This is a genomic window from Pantoea sp. X-Soil-MYKO-1289, assembly GCF_059730625.1.
This window is the reverse complement of the sequence record NZ_AP036004.1, coordinates 1,090,605-1,105,914: the sequence shown is the minus strand read 5'-3', so window position 1 is coordinate 1,105,914 and position 15,310 is coordinate 1,090,605. Positions and strand designations below refer to the sequence as shown.

The 15,310-nt window shown below is 59.1% G+C and carries 19 protein-coding genes, 1 other RNA gene and 1 other annotated feature; of the genes, 11 read left to right on the top strand and 9 right to left on the bottom strand.

What is annotated here, in order from left to right:
- Nucleotide 1 precedes the first annotated feature (1 nt).
- From dnaX to AC6I7Z_RS05250, 3 genes are all read right to left on the bottom strand, one after another.
- Nucleotides 2-1,978: a DNA polymerase III subunit gamma/tau gene (gene dnaX / locus AC6I7Z_RS05260; protein WP_497813396.1), complete on the bottom strand. Its 1,977-nt coding sequence runs from the start codon at nt 1,976-1,978 to the stop codon at nt 2-4.
- Nucleotides 593-654, bottom strand: a sequence feature (DnaX frameshifting element). Its footprint overlaps the gene before it by 62 nt.
- Nucleotides 1,979-2,117: 139 nt before the next feature.
- Nucleotides 2,118-2,669 (bottom strand): adenine phosphoribosyltransferase, encoded by a 552-nt coding sequence (apt, locus tag AC6I7Z_RS05255; protein WP_497813395.1) that lies wholly within the window; start codon nt 2,667-2,669, stop codon nt 2,118-2,120.
- Nucleotides 2,670-2,810: 141 nt separating this feature from the next.
- On the bottom strand, nt 2,811-3,200 hold the full coding sequence (locus AC6I7Z_RS05250; RefSeq protein ID WP_497813394.1) for a DUF454 family protein: 390 nt from the start codon (nt 3,198-3,200) through the stop codon (nt 2,811-2,813).
- A gap of 56 nt (nt 3,201-3,256) precedes the next feature.
- Between AC6I7Z_RS05250 and priC the strand changes: the two genes are divergently transcribed.
- From priC to rsmS, 3 genes are read left to right on the top strand one after another with little or no spacing between them, the layout of a single operon-like run.
- Nucleotides 3,257-3,778, top strand: coding sequence for a primosomal replication protein PriC (priC, locus tag AC6I7Z_RS05245; protein ID WP_497813393.1), 522 nt, complete (start codon nt 3,257-3,259; stop codon nt 3,776-3,778).
- A gap of 36 nt (nt 3,779-3,814) precedes the next feature.
- A complete protein-coding gene (locus AC6I7Z_RS05240; RefSeq protein ID WP_497813392.1) occupies nt 3,815-4,060 on the top strand; it encodes a GlsB/YeaQ/YmgE family stress response membrane protein in 246 nt (81 codons plus the stop codon).
- Between the two features lie 9 nt (nt 4,061-4,069).
- Nucleotides 4,070-4,225 carry a pleiotropic regulatory protein RsmS gene (gene rsmS / locus AC6I7Z_RS05235; RefSeq protein ID WP_497813391.1) on the top strand — a complete coding sequence of 52 codons (156 nt, stop codon included), beginning with the start codon at nt 4,070-4,072 and terminating at the stop codon, nt 4,223-4,225.
- Here rsmS and acrR read toward each other — a convergent pair.
- Nucleotides 4,216-4,860 carry a multidrug efflux transporter transcriptional repressor AcrR gene (gene acrR, locus AC6I7Z_RS05230; protein WP_497813390.1) on the bottom strand — a complete coding sequence of 215 codons (645 nt, stop codon included), beginning with the start codon at nt 4,858-4,860 and terminating at the stop codon, nt 4,216-4,218. The genes rsmS and acrR overlap by 10 nt on opposite strands.
- 142 nt (nt 4,861-5,002) lie before the next feature.
- Here acrR and AC6I7Z_RS05225 point away from each other — a divergent pair, with 142 nt between their 5' ends.
- The 4 genes from AC6I7Z_RS05225 to ykgO all read left to right on the top strand — a co-directional run bounded on the left by AC6I7Z_RS05225 (nt 5,003) and on the right by ykgO (nt 9,917).
- The gene (locus AC6I7Z_RS05225; RefSeq protein WP_497813389.1) at nt 5,003-6,205 is read left to right on the top strand and encodes an efflux RND transporter periplasmic adaptor subunit; all 1,203 of its coding nucleotides are present in this window, start codon (nt 5,003-5,005) and stop codon (nt 6,203-6,205) included.
- 16 nt (nt 6,206-6,221) lie between these two features.
- Entirely contained in the window at nt 6,222-9,377 is a 3,156-nt protein-coding gene (locus AC6I7Z_RS05220; protein WP_497813388.1) for an efflux RND transporter permease subunit, read from the top strand.
- A gap of 136 nt (nt 9,378-9,513) precedes the next feature.
- Nucleotides 9,514-9,774: a type B 50S ribosomal protein L31 gene (locus AC6I7Z_RS05215; protein WP_497813387.1), complete on the top strand. Its 261-nt coding sequence runs from the start codon at nt 9,514-9,516 to the stop codon at nt 9,772-9,774.
- A gap of 2 nt (nt 9,775-9,776) precedes the next feature.
- Nucleotides 9,777-9,917, top strand: a complete 141-nt coding sequence (ykgO, locus tag AC6I7Z_RS05210; protein ID WP_071997379.1) for a type B 50S ribosomal protein L36 — start codon at nt 9,777-9,779, stop codon at nt 9,915-9,917.
- A gap of 42 nt (nt 9,918-9,959) precedes the next feature.
- Here ykgO and AC6I7Z_RS05205 read toward each other — a convergent pair whose 3' ends face one another.
- The 3 genes from AC6I7Z_RS05205 to AC6I7Z_RS05195 are packed head-to-tail and all read right to left on the bottom strand — an operon-like array spanning nt 9,960 to nt 12,355.
- Entirely contained in the window at nt 9,960-10,838 is an 879-nt protein-coding gene (locus AC6I7Z_RS05205; protein WP_497813386.1) for a metal ABC transporter substrate-binding protein, read from the bottom strand.
- A gap of 12 nt (nt 10,839-10,850) precedes the next feature.
- Entirely contained in the window at nt 10,851-11,690 is an 840-nt protein-coding gene (locus AC6I7Z_RS05200; protein WP_497813385.1) for a metal ABC transporter permease, read from the bottom strand.
- The gene (locus AC6I7Z_RS05195; protein WP_497813384.1) at nt 11,687-12,355 is read right to left on the bottom strand and encodes a metal ABC transporter ATP-binding protein; all 669 of its coding nucleotides are present in this window, start codon (nt 12,353-12,355) and stop codon (nt 11,687-11,689) included. Before AC6I7Z_RS05195 ends, AC6I7Z_RS05200 begins: the two co-directional genes overlap by 4 nt.
- Nucleotides 12,356-12,704: 349 nt before the next feature.
- Between AC6I7Z_RS05195 and AC6I7Z_RS05190 the strand changes: the two genes are divergently transcribed.
- The 3 genes from AC6I7Z_RS05190 (at nt 12,705) to hha (ending at nt 13,826) form a co-directional block, all read left to right on the top strand.
- Entirely contained in the window at nt 12,705-13,058 is a 354-nt protein-coding gene (locus AC6I7Z_RS05190; protein ID WP_497813383.1) for a hypothetical protein, read from the top strand.
- Between the two features lie 148 nt (nt 13,059-13,206).
- The gene (tomB, locus tag AC6I7Z_RS05185) at nt 13,207-13,584 is read left to right on the top strand and encodes an Hha toxicity modulator TomB (protein WP_497813382.1); all 378 of its coding nucleotides are present in this window, start codon (nt 13,207-13,209) and stop codon (nt 13,582-13,584) included.
- Between the two features lie 23 nt (nt 13,585-13,607).
- The gene (gene hha / locus AC6I7Z_RS05180) at nt 13,608-13,826 is read left to right on the top strand and encodes a hemolysin expression-modulating protein Hha (protein ID WP_033752683.1); all 219 of its coding nucleotides are present in this window, start codon (nt 13,608-13,610) and stop codon (nt 13,824-13,826) included.
- A gap of 126 nt (nt 13,827-13,952) precedes the next feature.
- Here the strand turns inward: hha and ffs are convergent.
- Nucleotides 13,953-14,049: signal recognition particle sRNA small type (gene ffs, locus AC6I7Z_RS05175), an RNA gene on the bottom strand.
- 166 nt (nt 14,050-14,215) lie between these two features.
- On the opposite strand from ffs, the gene AC6I7Z_RS05170 reads away from it, so the two are divergent.
- A complete protein-coding gene (locus tag AC6I7Z_RS05170; protein ID WP_497813381.1) occupies nt 14,216-14,527 on the top strand; it encodes an MGMT family protein in 312 nt (103 codons plus the stop codon).
- Between the two features lie 32 nt (nt 14,528-14,559).
- Here the strand turns inward: AC6I7Z_RS05170 and AC6I7Z_RS05165 are convergent, their stop codons facing one another.
- Nucleotides 14,560-15,117: a YbaY family lipoprotein gene (locus tag AC6I7Z_RS05165; RefSeq protein ID WP_033788821.1), complete on the bottom strand. Its 558-nt coding sequence runs from the start codon at nt 15,115-15,117 to the stop codon at nt 14,560-14,562.
- Nucleotides 15,118-15,310 lie beyond the last annotated feature (193 nt).

Sequence of the window (15,310 nt, the reverse complement as noted above, 5' to 3'; positions counted from 1 at the left end):
GTCAAACGGGTCGGATACTCTCTTCATCCAGATCGGCGTCGAAGAATCGGCGCAGCGTCTGGATGTGGGTATCACTAATGATAGACTGGCGCGCCTGCGCCAGCTTCTCTTCATAAATGGCCTGTCGCCACTCGAGTGGCGTCAATACCGCAGGATTATCATCTTCAATAATAGTCAATTCAACGGGCTGACCGGCGGCGTCGCTCAGCGCGGCCGCCAGCACCTGCTGCGCCGACGCGGAGTTCAGGTGACGCTGCGTAGAGCGCAAATGCAGGCAGACGCCCTGCTCGGTACGCTCTTTCCAGGCGTTCAGCGCCAGCTGCTGCACCAGCTTCGGCAGCGGCAGCGCGGCGATTTCCGCCGCCCAGGGATCGCGCTGCTGCGCTTCTTCCATCAGGCGCGCCGCCAGCTCAGGGGTTTTCTCATGCTCAAGCGCCGAACGCAAGGCTTTTGGCGTCGCCACCGGTTCGGGCGCCGCCTCGACCGGCGACAGCGCTTTCCAGCGGTACGCCTCTTTTTTCGCCGGCGCCGTCTCGCGCGGACGCGTCGCCTGCGCGCGTTCGGTGACCGAGGCCAGGCGCTCCAGCGCGGAGGTAGCCGGCCGCGTCAGGGACGCTGCCGGCTCACTCTTTTTTGGTTTGCTGGCCCCCTGGCGCAGCAGCTGGGTGCGCGCCTGAAGGAGCTGGCTGGTGGTATCGGAAAACGAGCCGTCAGGCGCGGCGGCTGGCGGTGCGGCGGCCGGCGGCGCGCTCCGTTCCTGCGGCGGCGCCATCTGCGGCTGCGCGGCGGCGACATGCTGCTGCGGCGCGACGGCGTGCGGCTGCGCGGCTGCGGCGGACGGCTCCGCCTGCGGCGTCATGGTTGGGCGCGCTGCCGGTTCGGCAATCGCCGTTTGCGGATGGAACGCCAGCGCGCGCAGCAGGGTCATTTCGACCCCCATGCGGCGGTCGGGCGCCAGCGGCAGATCTTTGCGCCCCATTAGCAGCGTCTGATAGTAGAGCTGAACGTCGGCGGGCGGCACCACGCGCGCCAGCTCGCGCAGGCGCGGCGCGTGGCTCTCTTCTTCATCGTTGATCGAGCCGGGCAGCAGCTGCACCATGGCGATGCGGTGCAGCAGACGCAGCATCTCCACCAGCAGCGCTTCCCACTCCACGCCGCGCGACGCGGCCTGGTTGAGCAGCGTCATTACCTGTTCGCCGCTGCCGTCCGCCAGCGCCTCAATCAGGCCCAGCGGCTGCTCGTCGTCCAGCGTGCCGAGCATCTGGCTGACGATGAGGCTGCTGACGACGCCCTGCCCCATCGCGATCGCCTGATCGGCCAGGCTGAGCGCGTCGCGCATGCTGCCGTCAGCGGCGCGCGCCAGCAGCTGCAGCGCGCGCGGTTCGTTTTCGATCTGCTCCTGCTGCAGCACATGGTCGAGCTGTTTGCGGATCAGTTCGACGTCCAGCGCTTTGAGATGAAACTGCAGGCAGCGGGAGAGGATGGTCACCGGCAGCTTTTGCGGATCGGTGGTAGCAAGCAGGAATTTAACGTGCGACGGCGGCTCTTCGAGCGTTTTCAGCAGCGCGTTGAAGCTGTGGCGCGACAGCATATGCACTTCGTCGATCAGATAGACCTTAAAGCGGCCGCGCGCGGGCGCATACTGCACGTTGTCCAGCAGATCGCGCGTGTCTTCCACCTTGGTGCGCGAGGCGGCGTCGATCTCGATCAGATCGACGAAGCGACCCTGTTCGATCTCGCGGCAGTTGTCGCACTGGCCGCACGGCGTGGCGGTGATGCCGGTTTCGCAGTTAAGTCCTTTCGCCAGCAGGCGCGCGATGGTGGTTTTGCCCACGCCGCGCGTGCCGGAGAAGAGATAAGCATGATGGAGACGTCCCAGTGACAGTCCATTCGCCAGCGCGGTCAGGACATGTTCCTGACCGACAACGTCAGCAAATGCCTGAGGACGCCATTTTCGCGCAAGTACCTGATAGCTCATGTGGATTCGATCACTGGATGTGGTTGGAAAGATGAGCGCAGACGCGCTGCAACCCCTGTATATCGTTGCAGTAGTTTAACAGCGACGGCGGGCATTGCCTATCACTTGCTGGCCTCGCGCGCGGCGAGGCCATCGTCACTTAGTGACCCGGGAAGTTGACCAGGCTGTAGCAGTTGACGCCCAGCGCTTTCAGGCGGGATTCGCCGGTCAGATCGAAGAGGTTAATCACGAACGCGGCGTCTTTGACTTCGCCGCCTGCGCGGCGGATCAGCTTGACCGTGGCTTCGATGGTGCCGCCGGTCGCCAGCAGATCGTCCACCACCAGCACCACGTCGCCGGGCTTAATGGCGTCCTTGTGCAGCTCGAGCGCATCGGTGCCATATTCCAGCTCGTAGGATTCGCTGAAGGTCTCGCGCGGCAGTTTGCCTGGCTTGCGCACCGGCACGAAGCCGACGCCTAATCCCAGCGCGACCGGCGCGCCGAACAGGAAGCCGCGCGCTTCGGTGCCGACCACTTTGGTAATGCCTTGATCGCGGTAGCGCTCGACGAGCAGCGCGATGGTCGCGGCGTAGGCCTGCGGATCTTCCAGCAGGCTGGTGACGTCGCGGAAGAGGATCCCGGGTTTCGGGTAATCCGGAATGCTTTTAATGCTCTCTTTAATGAATTCAAGCTGCTGCGCAGTTGCGGTCATAATGTTACGCCTGGTAAAAACTTTATATCGCGCAGCTTCCATAGCGTCAGATTCCAAAATGAATCAGACGCAGAGAGTAGAAAAAGGGAAGCCACGCACGAAGATGCCCAAATCTAAGCAAATGGCCGGCTAAATGCAACCTTATCGCGGTGGCGCGCGATCGTCGGGCGATTCGGCCACCACAGGAATACGCCACATCATCAGCAGCAAAAAGCAGAGCATTACGCCAAGAAAAAGGCGCACCCACAGAATTTTCACCAGCCAGATTGAGACGCAAAAGGTCGCCAGCGTCAGGGCCATGGCGCGCCCTTTGGCGCCCGGCGGCATCGCGCGATGGCGCTGCCAGTGGCGCAGATAGCGGCCAAACGGCGAACGCCACAGCAGCCAGTGGTGAAAGCGCGGCGACGAGCGGGCGAAGCACCAGGCCGCCAGCAGCACGAATGGCGTGGTCGGTAATAATGGTAATACAATGCCCAGCGCGCCGAGTATGATAGCCAGCCAGCCGAGAGTCAGCAGTAAAATACGTTGCATAGCCTTGCCTGAATCCTTTGCATGCGCGCTACGTTAGCACAAATAAGGAAAAGATAATGGCGGACGCCACCACACAACAACGCCTGACCGCCTGCCTGACGGCGCTTAAGGCGCAGATCGCGCGCCATCCCGACGGCCATTGCCGCACGCCGCGCTTCGACCGTCAGCTGTTTAGCGCCAGCGGCACGCGGCTGGCCGACTATCTGCAGGAGATCGAGCGCAATCTGCAGCTGCTCTGCGCCTCGTCGAATGCGCAAGAGCGCGTCTGGCTGGCGGAGAGGCTGGTGAATCAGATTGCCGCCCTGCAGCGCGAAGCGAACACGCAGCAGCTGCGCCCGCGCCGCGAACGGCCCGCGGCGACGCCGCGCCAGCAGAAACTGGCGGAATACCGCGAGTATGAGCGGCGGCTGCAGGCGATGATCGACCAGCGCGAACAGCGGCTGGCGCTGGCGGAGAGCCTGGCGGCGCAGCAGCAGCTGAAGCAGGATCTTGAGGTGCTGGAGGGCCGCATGGCGCGCTGTCGTCAGGCGATCCATGCGGTGAACTGGGCGCTTTCGCTGCGCGGCGACGCGCTCTGACGCCTATACTTAGCGCCATCTGTTCAGGAGCCTGAAATGGGAATCATCGCCTGGATTATCACGGGAGCGGTCGCGGGCTGGCTAAAACGGCGCTTTTTCCCCGGACGGCCTGGCGGCCTTGTCGCCACGCTGGTGCTGGCGGTCATCGGCGCGCTGGTCGGCGGCTATATCGCCAGCTATTTCGATCTGGGTTCGCTGGCGACGCTCCACCCCGCCGCGCTCGGCTGTGCGCTGGCCGGCGCGCTACTTATGCTGCTGGTCGCGGCGAAACTGCGTATATAAGGAACGAGAATGTCACTGGAAAACGCGCCTGACGAGATAAAACTGGCGGTGGATTTGATTCAGCTGCTGGAAGAGAACCGCTTGCCAGCCGACACCGTGCTGGCGGCGCTGGCGATCGTGCAGCGCGATTTTGAGAAAAAGCGCGAGGCGGAACGTCAGGCCTGATGGGACGCGGCTAACGTCGGGCTCAGGCGCAGCATATCGATAAAGGCTTCGACGATTTGCGGCGCGCTCGCGGCCAGGTCGAAGCTCTCCGGCGTAAACAGCCAGCTCTCCATCATGCCGTTGACGTAGCCCCGCATCAGCAGCGCCGCCTGGCGAGTATTGAGCGTGACGGGTAATTGCCCTGCCTCAATGCACTCTTTCAAAACATCTTCTATTTTGTCATAGCACTCTGACAGCAGGCTTTGCTGCATGATTTGCAGCGCGGCCATTTCGCCGACGAACTCGCACTTATGGAAGATGATCTCCATTAGCGCGCGGCGCTGCGGATCCTTTGCTGTCGCTTCAAAGATATAGATCAGCATTGCGCGCAATACAGAAAGTGGATCGCCAGGGTATTTTGTCTGATACTCAAGTTCCACATCATCAAGCCCAGCGTCGGTGCGCAGCCAGATTTCGTGTAACACATCGGCTTTATTTTTAAAGTGCCAGTAAATTGCGCCCCGCGTGACGCCAGCCGCTGCGGCAATATCTGCCAGCGAGGTCGCGGAAACGCCCTGGCGTGAGAATAACGCAAGCGCCACATCAAGAATTTGATGACGCGTTTCAAGGGCCTGGGCTTTGGTTTTTCGTGCCATAGGGGACTTTTATTACAAACTGGCAAGTTTACATACATTTGTGAATGTATGTACCATAGCACGACCCGGGTTTTAGCGCAGCAATGGGTTTATCGGTTTGTGATCCATTGATCAATTGATATCGGACACTAGAGGTTTATTTATGAATAAAAACAGAGGATTAGCGCCTCTGGCGGCCGTCCTGATGCTTTCAGGCAGCTTTGTGTTAACAGGATGTGATGATAATAAATCCCAGCAAGCCGCCCAGCAGCACCCGCCGGAAGTGGGCGTTGTCACCCTTAAAAGCGAACCCCTGAAGATCACCACGGAGCTGCCGGGCCGTACCTCCGCCTATCGCGTGGCTGAAGTGCGCCCTCAGGTTTCCGGTATCATTCTGAAGCGTAATTTTGTGGAAGGCAGCGATATTAAAGCGGGCGAATCGCTTTATCAGATCGATCCTGCCACCTACCAGGCAAGCTACGACAGCGCGAAAGGCGATCTGGCGCAGGCGGAAGCCAACGCCCGCATCGCGCAGCTGACGGTTAACCGCTACAAGCCGCTGCTCGGCACTAAATATATCAGCCAGCAGGATTACGATAACGCCGTCGCTACCGCCGCGCAGAACGCCGCCGCGGTGCAGGTCGCGAAAGCGAACGTCGAAACCGCCCGTATTAATCTGGCCTACACCAAAGTGACCTCGCCTATCAGCGGTCGTATCGGCAAATCGTCCGTGACCGAAGGGGCGCTGGTGCAGAGTGCGCAGACCACCGCGCTGGCCACTGTGCAGCAGCTCGATCCGATGTATGTCGACGTCACCCAGTCCAGCGACGAATTTATGCGCCTGCGCGCGGAGCTGGAATCTGGCAAGCTGAAACAGGTCGACGGCAAAGCCACCGTTACCCTGCTGATGCAGGACGGCAGCGAATCGCCACAGAAAGGCACGCTGGAGTTCTCCGACGTCACGGTTGACGAGACCACCGGCTCTATCACCCTGCGCGCTATCGTGCCGAATCCAGATCACAAACTGCTGCCGGGCATGTTCGTCCGCGCGCGTCTGGAGGAAGGCACCAACCCGAATGCGCTGCTGGTTCCGCAGCAGGCCGTCGCCCGCACGCCTACCGGTCAGGCGACCGTCATGGTGGTGGGCGCGGACAACAAGGTTGAAGTGCGTAGCGTCAACGCCGCGCAGGCGATCGGCGACAAATGGCTGGTCACCTCGGGTCTGAAAGAGGGTGAACGCGTGATCAGCGTCGGCACGCAGCGCGCGAAGCCAGGCGCTCAGGTGACGCCGCAGGAAGTCTCTGCCGAGCAGAAATCTGACGCGAATGCGCAATCTCAGACCCAGTCTGAAAAAACTTCGTCTTAACAGGAGCCGTTGATACATGGCTAAGTTCTTTATCGATCGCCCCATCTTTGCGTGGGTAATCGCCATCATCGTGATGCTGGCGGGTGCGCTATCGATTCTTAAGCTGCCGATCGAGCAATATCCAAACGTTGCTCCGCCGGCCGTGCAGATTCGTGCCGCCTATCCGGGCGCCGATGCGAAAACGCTGCAGGACTCCGTGACGCAGGTTATCGAACAGAATATGAACGGTATTGATGGGCTGATGTACTTCTCATCAAACAGTGATTCTTCCGGTAACCTGCAGCTGACCCTGAGCTTTGAATCCGGCACCGATCCCGATATCGCGCAGGTCCAGGTGCAGAACAAACTGCAGCTGGCGATGCCGCTGCTGCCGCAGGAAGTGCAGCAGCAGGGTATTCAGGTGCAGAAATCCTCCAGCAGCTTCCTGATGGTGGCGGGTTTCGTCAGCGATGACGGCTCAATGACCCAGAACGATATCTCAGACTTCGTCGCATCGAATATCAAGGACCCTATCAGCCGTACGTCAGGCGTGGGCGATACCCAGATCTTCGGTGCGCAGTATGCGATGCGTATCTGGATGGACCCGGCCAAACTGAATAACTATCAGCTGACGCCGGTTGACGTCATTAGCGCCATCAATACCCAGAACGCCCAGGTCGCGGCGGGTCAGCTCGGCGGCGCGCCTGCCGCGCCGAACCAGCAGCTCAACGCCTCGATTATCGCCCAGACGCGTCTCACCTCGACCGACGAATTCGGCAAGATCCTGCTGAAGGTGAATACCGATGGCTCGCAGGTTCGCCTGCGCGACGTAGCGAAAATCGAGCTGGGCGGCGAGAACTACGAGGTTATCGCGCGCTATAACGGCAAACCGGCTTCCGGTATCGGTATCAAGCTGGCGACCGGCGCAAACGCGCTGGATACCGCCAATGCGGTGAAGGCGGAGCTGGGCAAACTGCAGTCGACCTTCCCGGCCGGCCTGAAAGTGGTTTATCCCTATGACACCACGCCGTTCGTTAAGATCTCGATCTTCGAAGTGGTGAAAACCCTGTTTGAAGCGATCGTGCTGGTGTTCCTGGTGATGTATCTCTTCCTGCAGAACTTCCGCGCGACGCTGATCCCGACTATCGCGGTGCCGGTGGTGCTGCTCGGCACCTTCGCTATCATCAGCGCCTTCGGCTACTCGATAAATACGCTGACAATGTTCGGTATGGTGCTCGCCATCGGCCTGTTGGTGGATGACGCCATCGTAGTCGTGGAGAACGTTGAGCGCGTGATGGCCGAAGATGGCCTGCCGCCGAAAGAGGCGACGAAGGTCTCAATGGAGCAGATTCAGGGCGCGCTGGTCGGTATCGCGCTGGTGCTCGCGGCGGTCTTTATCCCGATGGCCTTCTTCGGCGGCTCAACCGGCGTTATCTACCGTCAGTTCTCTATTACCATCGTTTCTGCGATGGCGCTGTCGGTGCTGGTAGCCTTGATCCTGACGCCGGCGCTCTGCGCCACCATGCTGAAGCCGATCAAGAAAGGCGATCATGGCAAAACCACCGGTTTCTTCGGCTGGTTTAACCGCCTGTTCGACAAGAGCACCAACCACTACGTCGACAGCGTCGGCCATATCGTGCGCAGCACCGGTCGCTATCTGTTGATCTATCTGGTGATCGTGGTGGGCATGGCCTATCTGTTCCTGCGCCTCCCCTCCTCGTTCCTGCCGGAAGAGGATCAGGGCCTGCTGCTCGCTCAGGCGCAGCTGCCTGCGGGCGCGACGCAGGAGCGTACGCAGAAGGTCATGGATCAGATTACCGACTACTTCCTGAATAAAGAGAAGGACAGCGTGAAGTCGGTGTTTACCGTTAACGGCTTCGGCTTCTCGGGCCGCGGTCAGAACACCGGTATCGCCTTCGTCAGTCTGAAACCCTGGGATGAGCGCAGCAGCAGCGATCTGAAGGTGCCGGCTATCGCTGGTCGCGCCATGGCCGCGCTGGGCCAGATCAAAGATGCGATGGTGTTCCCGTTCAACCTGCCGGCGATTATCGAACTGGGTAACGCCACCGGCTTCGACTTTGAGCTGATCGACCAGAACAACCTCGGCCATGAAAAACTGACCGAAGCGCGCAACCAGCTGCTGGGTATGGTGGCGCAGCACTCCGATACGCTGGTGGGCGTTCGTCCTAACGGCCTGGAAGATACGCCGCAGTACAAGCTGACTATCGATCAGGAAAAGGCGCAGGCGCTGGGGGTATCGCTTTCCGATATCAACACCACGCTCGGTTCCGCCTGGGGCGGCTCTTACGTCAATGACTTTATCGATCGCGGCCGCGTGAAGAAGGTCTACGTAATGGGCGAAGCTAAAGATCGTATGCTGCCTGACGACATCAGCAAATGGTACGTGCGCAACAGCAGCGGCAACATGGTGCCCTTCTCCGCCTTCTCGTCGGCGAAGTGGCAGTACGGTTCGCCGCGTCTGGAGCGCTATAACGGTCTGCCGTCAATGGAGATTCTGGGCCAGGCTGCGCCAGGCAAAAGCTCCGGCGACGCCATGAACCTGATGGAAGAGCTGGCGTCGAAACTGCCTGCGGGCATCGGCTATGACTGGACAGGCATGTCCTACCAGGAACGCCTCTCCGGCAACCAGGCGCCTGCGCTCTATGCGATCTCGCTGATTGTGGTCTTCCTCTGTCTGGCGGCGCTGTATGAGAGCTGGTCGATTCCGTTCTCGGTGATGCTGGTGGTGCCGCTCGGGGTTATCGGCGCGCTGATCTTTACCACGCTGCGCGGACTGAGCAACGACGTCTACTTCGTGGTGGGCCTGTTGACCACCGTCGGGCTGTCGGCGAAGAACGCCATTCTGATCGTCGAATTCGCCAAGGATTTGATGGAGAAAGAGGGCAAAGGTCTGGTAGAGGCGACGCTGGAAGCCTGTCGTATGCGTCTGCGTCCGATTCTGATGACCTCGCTCGCCTTTATTCTCGGCGTGTTGCCGCTGGCGATCAGCACCGGCGCAGGTTCCGGCGCGCAGAACGCCGTCGGTACTGGCGTAATGGGCGGGATGGTTACGGCGACCGCGCTGGCGATCTTCTTCGTTCCGGTGTTCTTCGTGGTGGTGCGCCGCCGCTTCGGCAAGAACAAAGCGGAGCTGGAAAAAGGTCATCCAACCGAACAGAGCCATCAGCATTAATCTTTGCTGAATGACAAAAGGCCGCGCAAGCGGCCTTTTTTTATGGCGCCGGCAGCGGCGAATGGATCAGGGTTGCATTTCAAAAAGAGGAAGCGCACAATAATGTTACTTTATAACATAACATTTGAGAGGCGTTATGAAACCAGACATTCATCCTGCTTACCGTCCGGTCGTGTTCCACGACACCACCGTCGATAAATATTTCAAAATCGGCTCCACCATCAAAACCGAGCGCACCGTCGAGTTCGAAGGTGAAACCCTGCCCTACGTAACGCTGGATGTCTCTTCCGCTTCCCACGTCTACTACACCGGCAAGCAAAAAGATTTCACCAAAGAGGGCAGTGCCGCGCGCTTTAATCAGCGCTTTGGCCGCTTTCTTAAAAAACAGGGCGAATAACAATGCAGGTCTTAAGCTCGCTGGCGTCGGCAAAAAAACGCCATAAGGACTGCAAGATCGTGCGCCGTCACGGCCGCGTTTTTGTGATTTGCAAATCGAATCCGCGCTTTAAAGCGGTGCAGGGAAGAAAGAAGAAACGTTAGTGCGTGTCGTGATAGCTGGCCGGGGAACTCCCCGGCCTTTTTTTATTGCATGCTGTGGATCATCGCTTCGACATTGTGACGGAACGCCGCGACATAGGTGGGCGCAGGACCGGAAGGCTGCGACAGCGCCTCTGGATAGAGCTCGCCGCCCGGCTGCGCGCCGGTTGCGCTGGCGATCTGCTTCACCAGGCGTGGGTCGGTCTGATTTTCAATAAAGTAGCTATGGATATGCTCAGCCTTGAGCTGCTGGATCAGCCCGCCGACCTCGCTGGCGCTCGCTTCCGCCTCGGTAGAGAAACCGACCGGCGCCAGAAAGGTCACGCCGTAGCGCTGCCCGAAATAGCCGAACGCGTCATGGCTGGTCAGCACCTTGCGCTTCGCCGCCGGTATCGCCGCAAAGGCGGTTTTCGCCCAGCCGTCCAGCGTCTGCAGCTGCTGAATATACTTTTCGCCGCTGCGGCGAATGGCATCAGCGTCTTGCGGATCCGCCTTGATCAGGGCGTTCATCACGTTGGCGGCGTAGATGACGCCGTTGCGCATGCTATTCCAGGCGTGGGGATCGGTCACGGTTTTCCCCTCCTCTTCCATACTGCGCGTCGCTACCCCCCGCGAGGCTACCACGGCGTCGCCTTTATAGCCTGAAGCGCTCACCAGACGATCCATCCATCCCTCCAGCCCCAGGCCGCTGACGAAAACCAGATCCGCGCTGGCCAGCGCCTGGCTATCCTGCGGCGTCGGCTCGAAGGTATGGGGATCGCCATTCGGTCCCACCAGCGATTTTACGTTGACGTGCTCGCCGCCCACCTGCTTCACGATATCCGCCAGCACGGTAAAACTGGCGACGACATTCACGGTTTTTGCCATGGATAGCGGGCTGGTCAGCAGCGCGCCGATCGCCAGGCATAACGGTAACTTCTTCATAAATACCCCTGTTTAATGGCGGCGCAGAAGGCCGCCGCATGGTCCTGCCAGAATAGAAAGAAAAAAGAGCAGCGCGGCGCTCAGCACCACCGCCGGGCCCGCCGGCAGCGAGAAGCGCCAGGAGAGCATCAGTCCGATAACGGCGGCGGCGATCGCCAGCCCCATTGCAGCGGCAAGCATCCACGCCAGATGCCGGCTCCAGAACCGGGCGCTGGCGGCGGGCAGCATCATCAGCCCGACCGACATCAGGGTGCCGAGCACCTGAAAGCCCGCCACCAGATTCAGCACCACCAGCAGCAGAAACAGACCGTGCACCAGCGGCGCGCTCCATTTGCCCTGCGCGCGTAGAAAATCGGGATCGAAAGCGTCGATCACCAGCGCCCGGTAGATCGCCGCCAGCATCAGCAGGGTAAAGGCGGCAATGGCGCCAACCAGCAGCAGCGCCGGCTTATCTACCGCCAGCAGCGAGCCGAACAGCACATGCAGCAGATCGACGCTCGATCCGCGCAGCGATACCAGCGTGACGCCGAGCGCCAGCGAGCCCAGGTAGAAACCGGCGAAGCTGGCGTCCTCTTTCAGCGGCGTGTAGCGGCTTACCGCGCCGGAGAGCAATGCCACCGCCAGCCCGGCGATAAGCCCGCCGACGCCCATCGCCACCAGCGACAGGCCCGATATCAGATAGCCGATGGCCGCGCCCGGCAAAACCGCATGCGACAGCGCGTCGCCGATCAGGCTCATGCGGCGCAGCGACAAGAAGACGCCGAGCGGCGTGGCGCTCACCGCCAGCGCCACGCAGGCGATCAGCGCGCGCCGCATAAAGCCGAATTCGAGAAAAGGCTGGATCAGCGTCATAAGGCCAGGCTCCGCAATACGACCGACGCGTCGCTGGCCGGTTGTCCCGCCGCCTCGTCCAGCGACAGCACCTCGCTGAAATAGCGCTCGACCAGCGGGCGGTCGTGCAGCACCACCAGCAGCGTGGCGCCCGCCTGCCGCTGCTGCTGCAGGATCGACATCAGTAGCGTCACGGTTTTGCTGTCGATGCCGTTAAACGGCTCATCCAGCAGCCACAGCGGGCTGCGCTGCAGCAGCAGCCGGGCGAACAGCACGCGCTGTAGCTGGCCGCCCGATAGCGTGGCGGGCTGCGCGCCAGCGAAGTCGCGCATCTGCACCGCATCCAGCGCTTGCTCGATCTCCCGGCACATGCTGCGGCTGATGCCACCGAACCAGCCACAGCGCGGCCAGCAGCCGATCGACACCAGTTCAAAAACGGTTAACGGAAAGCGCGTCTCCAGCTCGCTGCGCTGCGGCATCCAGCCGATGGCCTTTCGGGGAAGTTGCAGCTCGCACTTTCCGGCAACCGGCTTTATGAGTCCGGCGATAGTTTTCAGCAGCGTCGACTTGCCGCTGCCGTTGGCGCCGATCAGCGCCGTCATGCTGCCGCGCGTTAACTCGGCATTAATGACCGGCGTTACCGCCCTGTTCTGATAGCCCGCCTGCAGCTGGGTGAAGCGCATCATGATGCGACTCCCCACGTTATCGCCAGCGCCAGCAAAACGATGATGAACAAGGCGATAGCGACTCTTCCGCCCAGTGAAAGCAGCATCCCACTCTGATTCATAATGCTCTCATTATGTTATAACATAACAATAATCTACCCTGGTTTTAGCGCAAGGCGTGCAGGCAATATGTTTCAAAAGGTATCAGCCACCCTGCATGCTTTCTTAAAAGGCGATGCCATTTAACTGATTCAGTGAGGAAAAAAGCTTTACGAATAATAACAATAGGTTTTGACGTTAACAGAGACGTTGCAAAGTAGTTGCACAAGCCTAATGATCGGTTTAACAATCTACTGAAGCGGAAAATGAAATGACACTGCGGCTCGAAAGCAATATCAACCCGGAGAACCCGGATGTCCCAGAATTAACGGCGTTTATCCAACGGAATATTCCCAAAATAGCGCAACCTCTGGCAGGTGATTTGCAATGGTATTCACCGCACGCGCAGTTAGTTCCAGAGAGTTTTAAAATAAAGGCTGTAGAAAAGTTAGCCAGCAATCGTTTTAAAATGCTTTATCAATTTGACGGGCATATATTTAGTCCTTGTCTGGATTTAAATGAAGTTTTTACCCGCGAAGAACAGGTTCTGTTTCAGGTTCTTCCCGGCAGACTTGAGTTTGAGCTGATTGAGAGCCAGCAATCCTCACCCGCTGACGAATTGTAATATTTGGTAATTGAGGTGAGCAAATCTAATGATTGTGTTTTATATTTAATGTATCCCAAGCTCTGACCGCTATTCGTAATCACTTCCTGGCCGCTTAACCTTAACTCGCCGCATTGCGGTAACCGTGCAAGCTATGGAGGGGAAAAAGATGGACGAGTACTCACCGAAACGGCATGATATTGCCCAGCTTAAATTCCTGTGTGAGAGCCTGTTTGACGAAAGCATGGCGACGCTGACCGACAGCCATCACGGCTGGGTTAACGACCCAACTTCTGAGAACAATTTACAGCTTAATGATTTGATTGAGCACATTGCTTCTTTCACGATGAATTACAAAATAAAGCATGCTGAAGATGAAGATCTGATAACGCAAATCGACGACTATCTTGACGATACCTTTATGCTATTCACTAATTACGGTATCAACGCCCAGGATCTGAATCGGTGGCAGCGCTCCGCCCGACGCTTATTTAATCTTTTTAGCGAAGAGTGCGCTTACCTTCAGCAACCCAGTCACTCCATTTAGGTAAACATGAGACCGGTTTATTTATGAACGATAAAAATCTGACTAAAACTGATTATTTGATGCGGCTGAGACGCTGCCGCTCGATCGATACGCTTGAGCGCGTAATTGAAAAGAATAAGTACGAATTATCCGATGATGAACTGGCGGTATTTTACTCTGCCGCCGACCACCGTCTGGCAGAACTGACGATGAATAAGCTTTACGATAAAGTCCCTGGCTCGGTATGGAAGTTCGTGCGTTAACACACTGTTTTGCCTTCCTCTTAGCGACAACACACCCGTTTTATTCTGAATAAATCTTTAACTGGCCATGGAGTGGCGGTTATGAGAGACGTCTGGGAATTTTTCAGGGGGAGAAAGTGGTGGAGGCCCTGCCAGCCACATCCCGGCACACGCGTCGCCTGCTGCGGCTGCTTCCTTCCGGACCTGACCGAGTTCACAAGTTAGCATTGCGGGAGGACCAACAGAGCCTCCATTGACAAGCCCTCTTTCGAAGGCGGGGGCATTATCAGGGAAGCCCCCGGCAATTGCAAGCGCCGTCCGGATGACCGTTGTTTTCTTGAACAATGGCGCGCGCCAGAGAGCCGCGTCACTGTGCTACAGTAGCGTTTTTGCTTCTGCGCAAGGTCGTTATGGATCCGCAAGAGAGTTTTCAGCAGCGCATATGGCACATCGTGGCCGCTATTCCGCCAGGCAAAGTCGCCACCTATGGCGATATCGCCCGGCTGGCGGGTTCGCCGCGTGCGGCGCGTCAGGTGGGTGGCGTGCTGCGTCGTTTGCCTGCCGGCAGTCGGCTGCCATGGCACCGCGTCATTAACCGTCACGGCGCTATTTCGCTACAGGGCGACGATCTGTTAAGACAGCGTGACGCGCTGGCGGCGGAAGGCATTGAGATAAGCGACGACGGGCGCGTCGCGCTGGACGTTTATCGCTGGCAGCCCTGACAGCGGGGCGAAACCGCCCCGCTCGCAGATGATTACAGGCTGGTGGGTGCAGGCACGGCGGAAGATGGCGTGACCTGAGTCGGCGAGGTCGAGGGCACAGTGCTGACCGCGCCGGGCTGCGTAGGCAGCGCGGTTTGCGGTACCGGCACCAGCAGCAGTTCCGCTTTGGTGCCGCCCTGGTTGATGACCGGCTTCACCGAATCGGTGATAAAGGCCAGCTTGCCGTCGATGGTAATAGCCGCGCTCAGCAGAATACGCGCATTCGGCTGGATATCTGCCGGATTAAACGGCAGTACGAACTGGAACGGCGCCTGCTTGCCCTGCGTGTGTACGGCGCGCTGCGACAGCACTTTCGATGGCGCGTTCGCCACTGTAGCGTCGGAGAGCGTGACCGTCAGCACCGCGTCTGGCGGCAATGCGATCCGCTGACGAATATAGACCGACCCGCTCACGTTAGGCTGCGCAATCGCCGCCTGCTGCCCTGCCGCGCTGGCGCCCAGCGTCGGTACCGGCACCGGCTTGCTGTGATCGGCGCAGCCTGCGGCGGCTGCAATCAAGGTAATACCACTTACCACTTGCCAGAGTTTCATTGATGTCGTCTCCATCTGATCACTATGATTATCGGCTGCGAATTCATCGCCTGGGGTTTCATTCGCCTTATGTGGTTAATCCTGGCATAAAATCCAGATATTTCCTCTCCGCCCCCGCGTGGCGTCCGCTGCACTCTTTGATTGACGGCAACTGGTCGGATCTTTCACACTGAGCGAGTTAACTTTGTGAGGA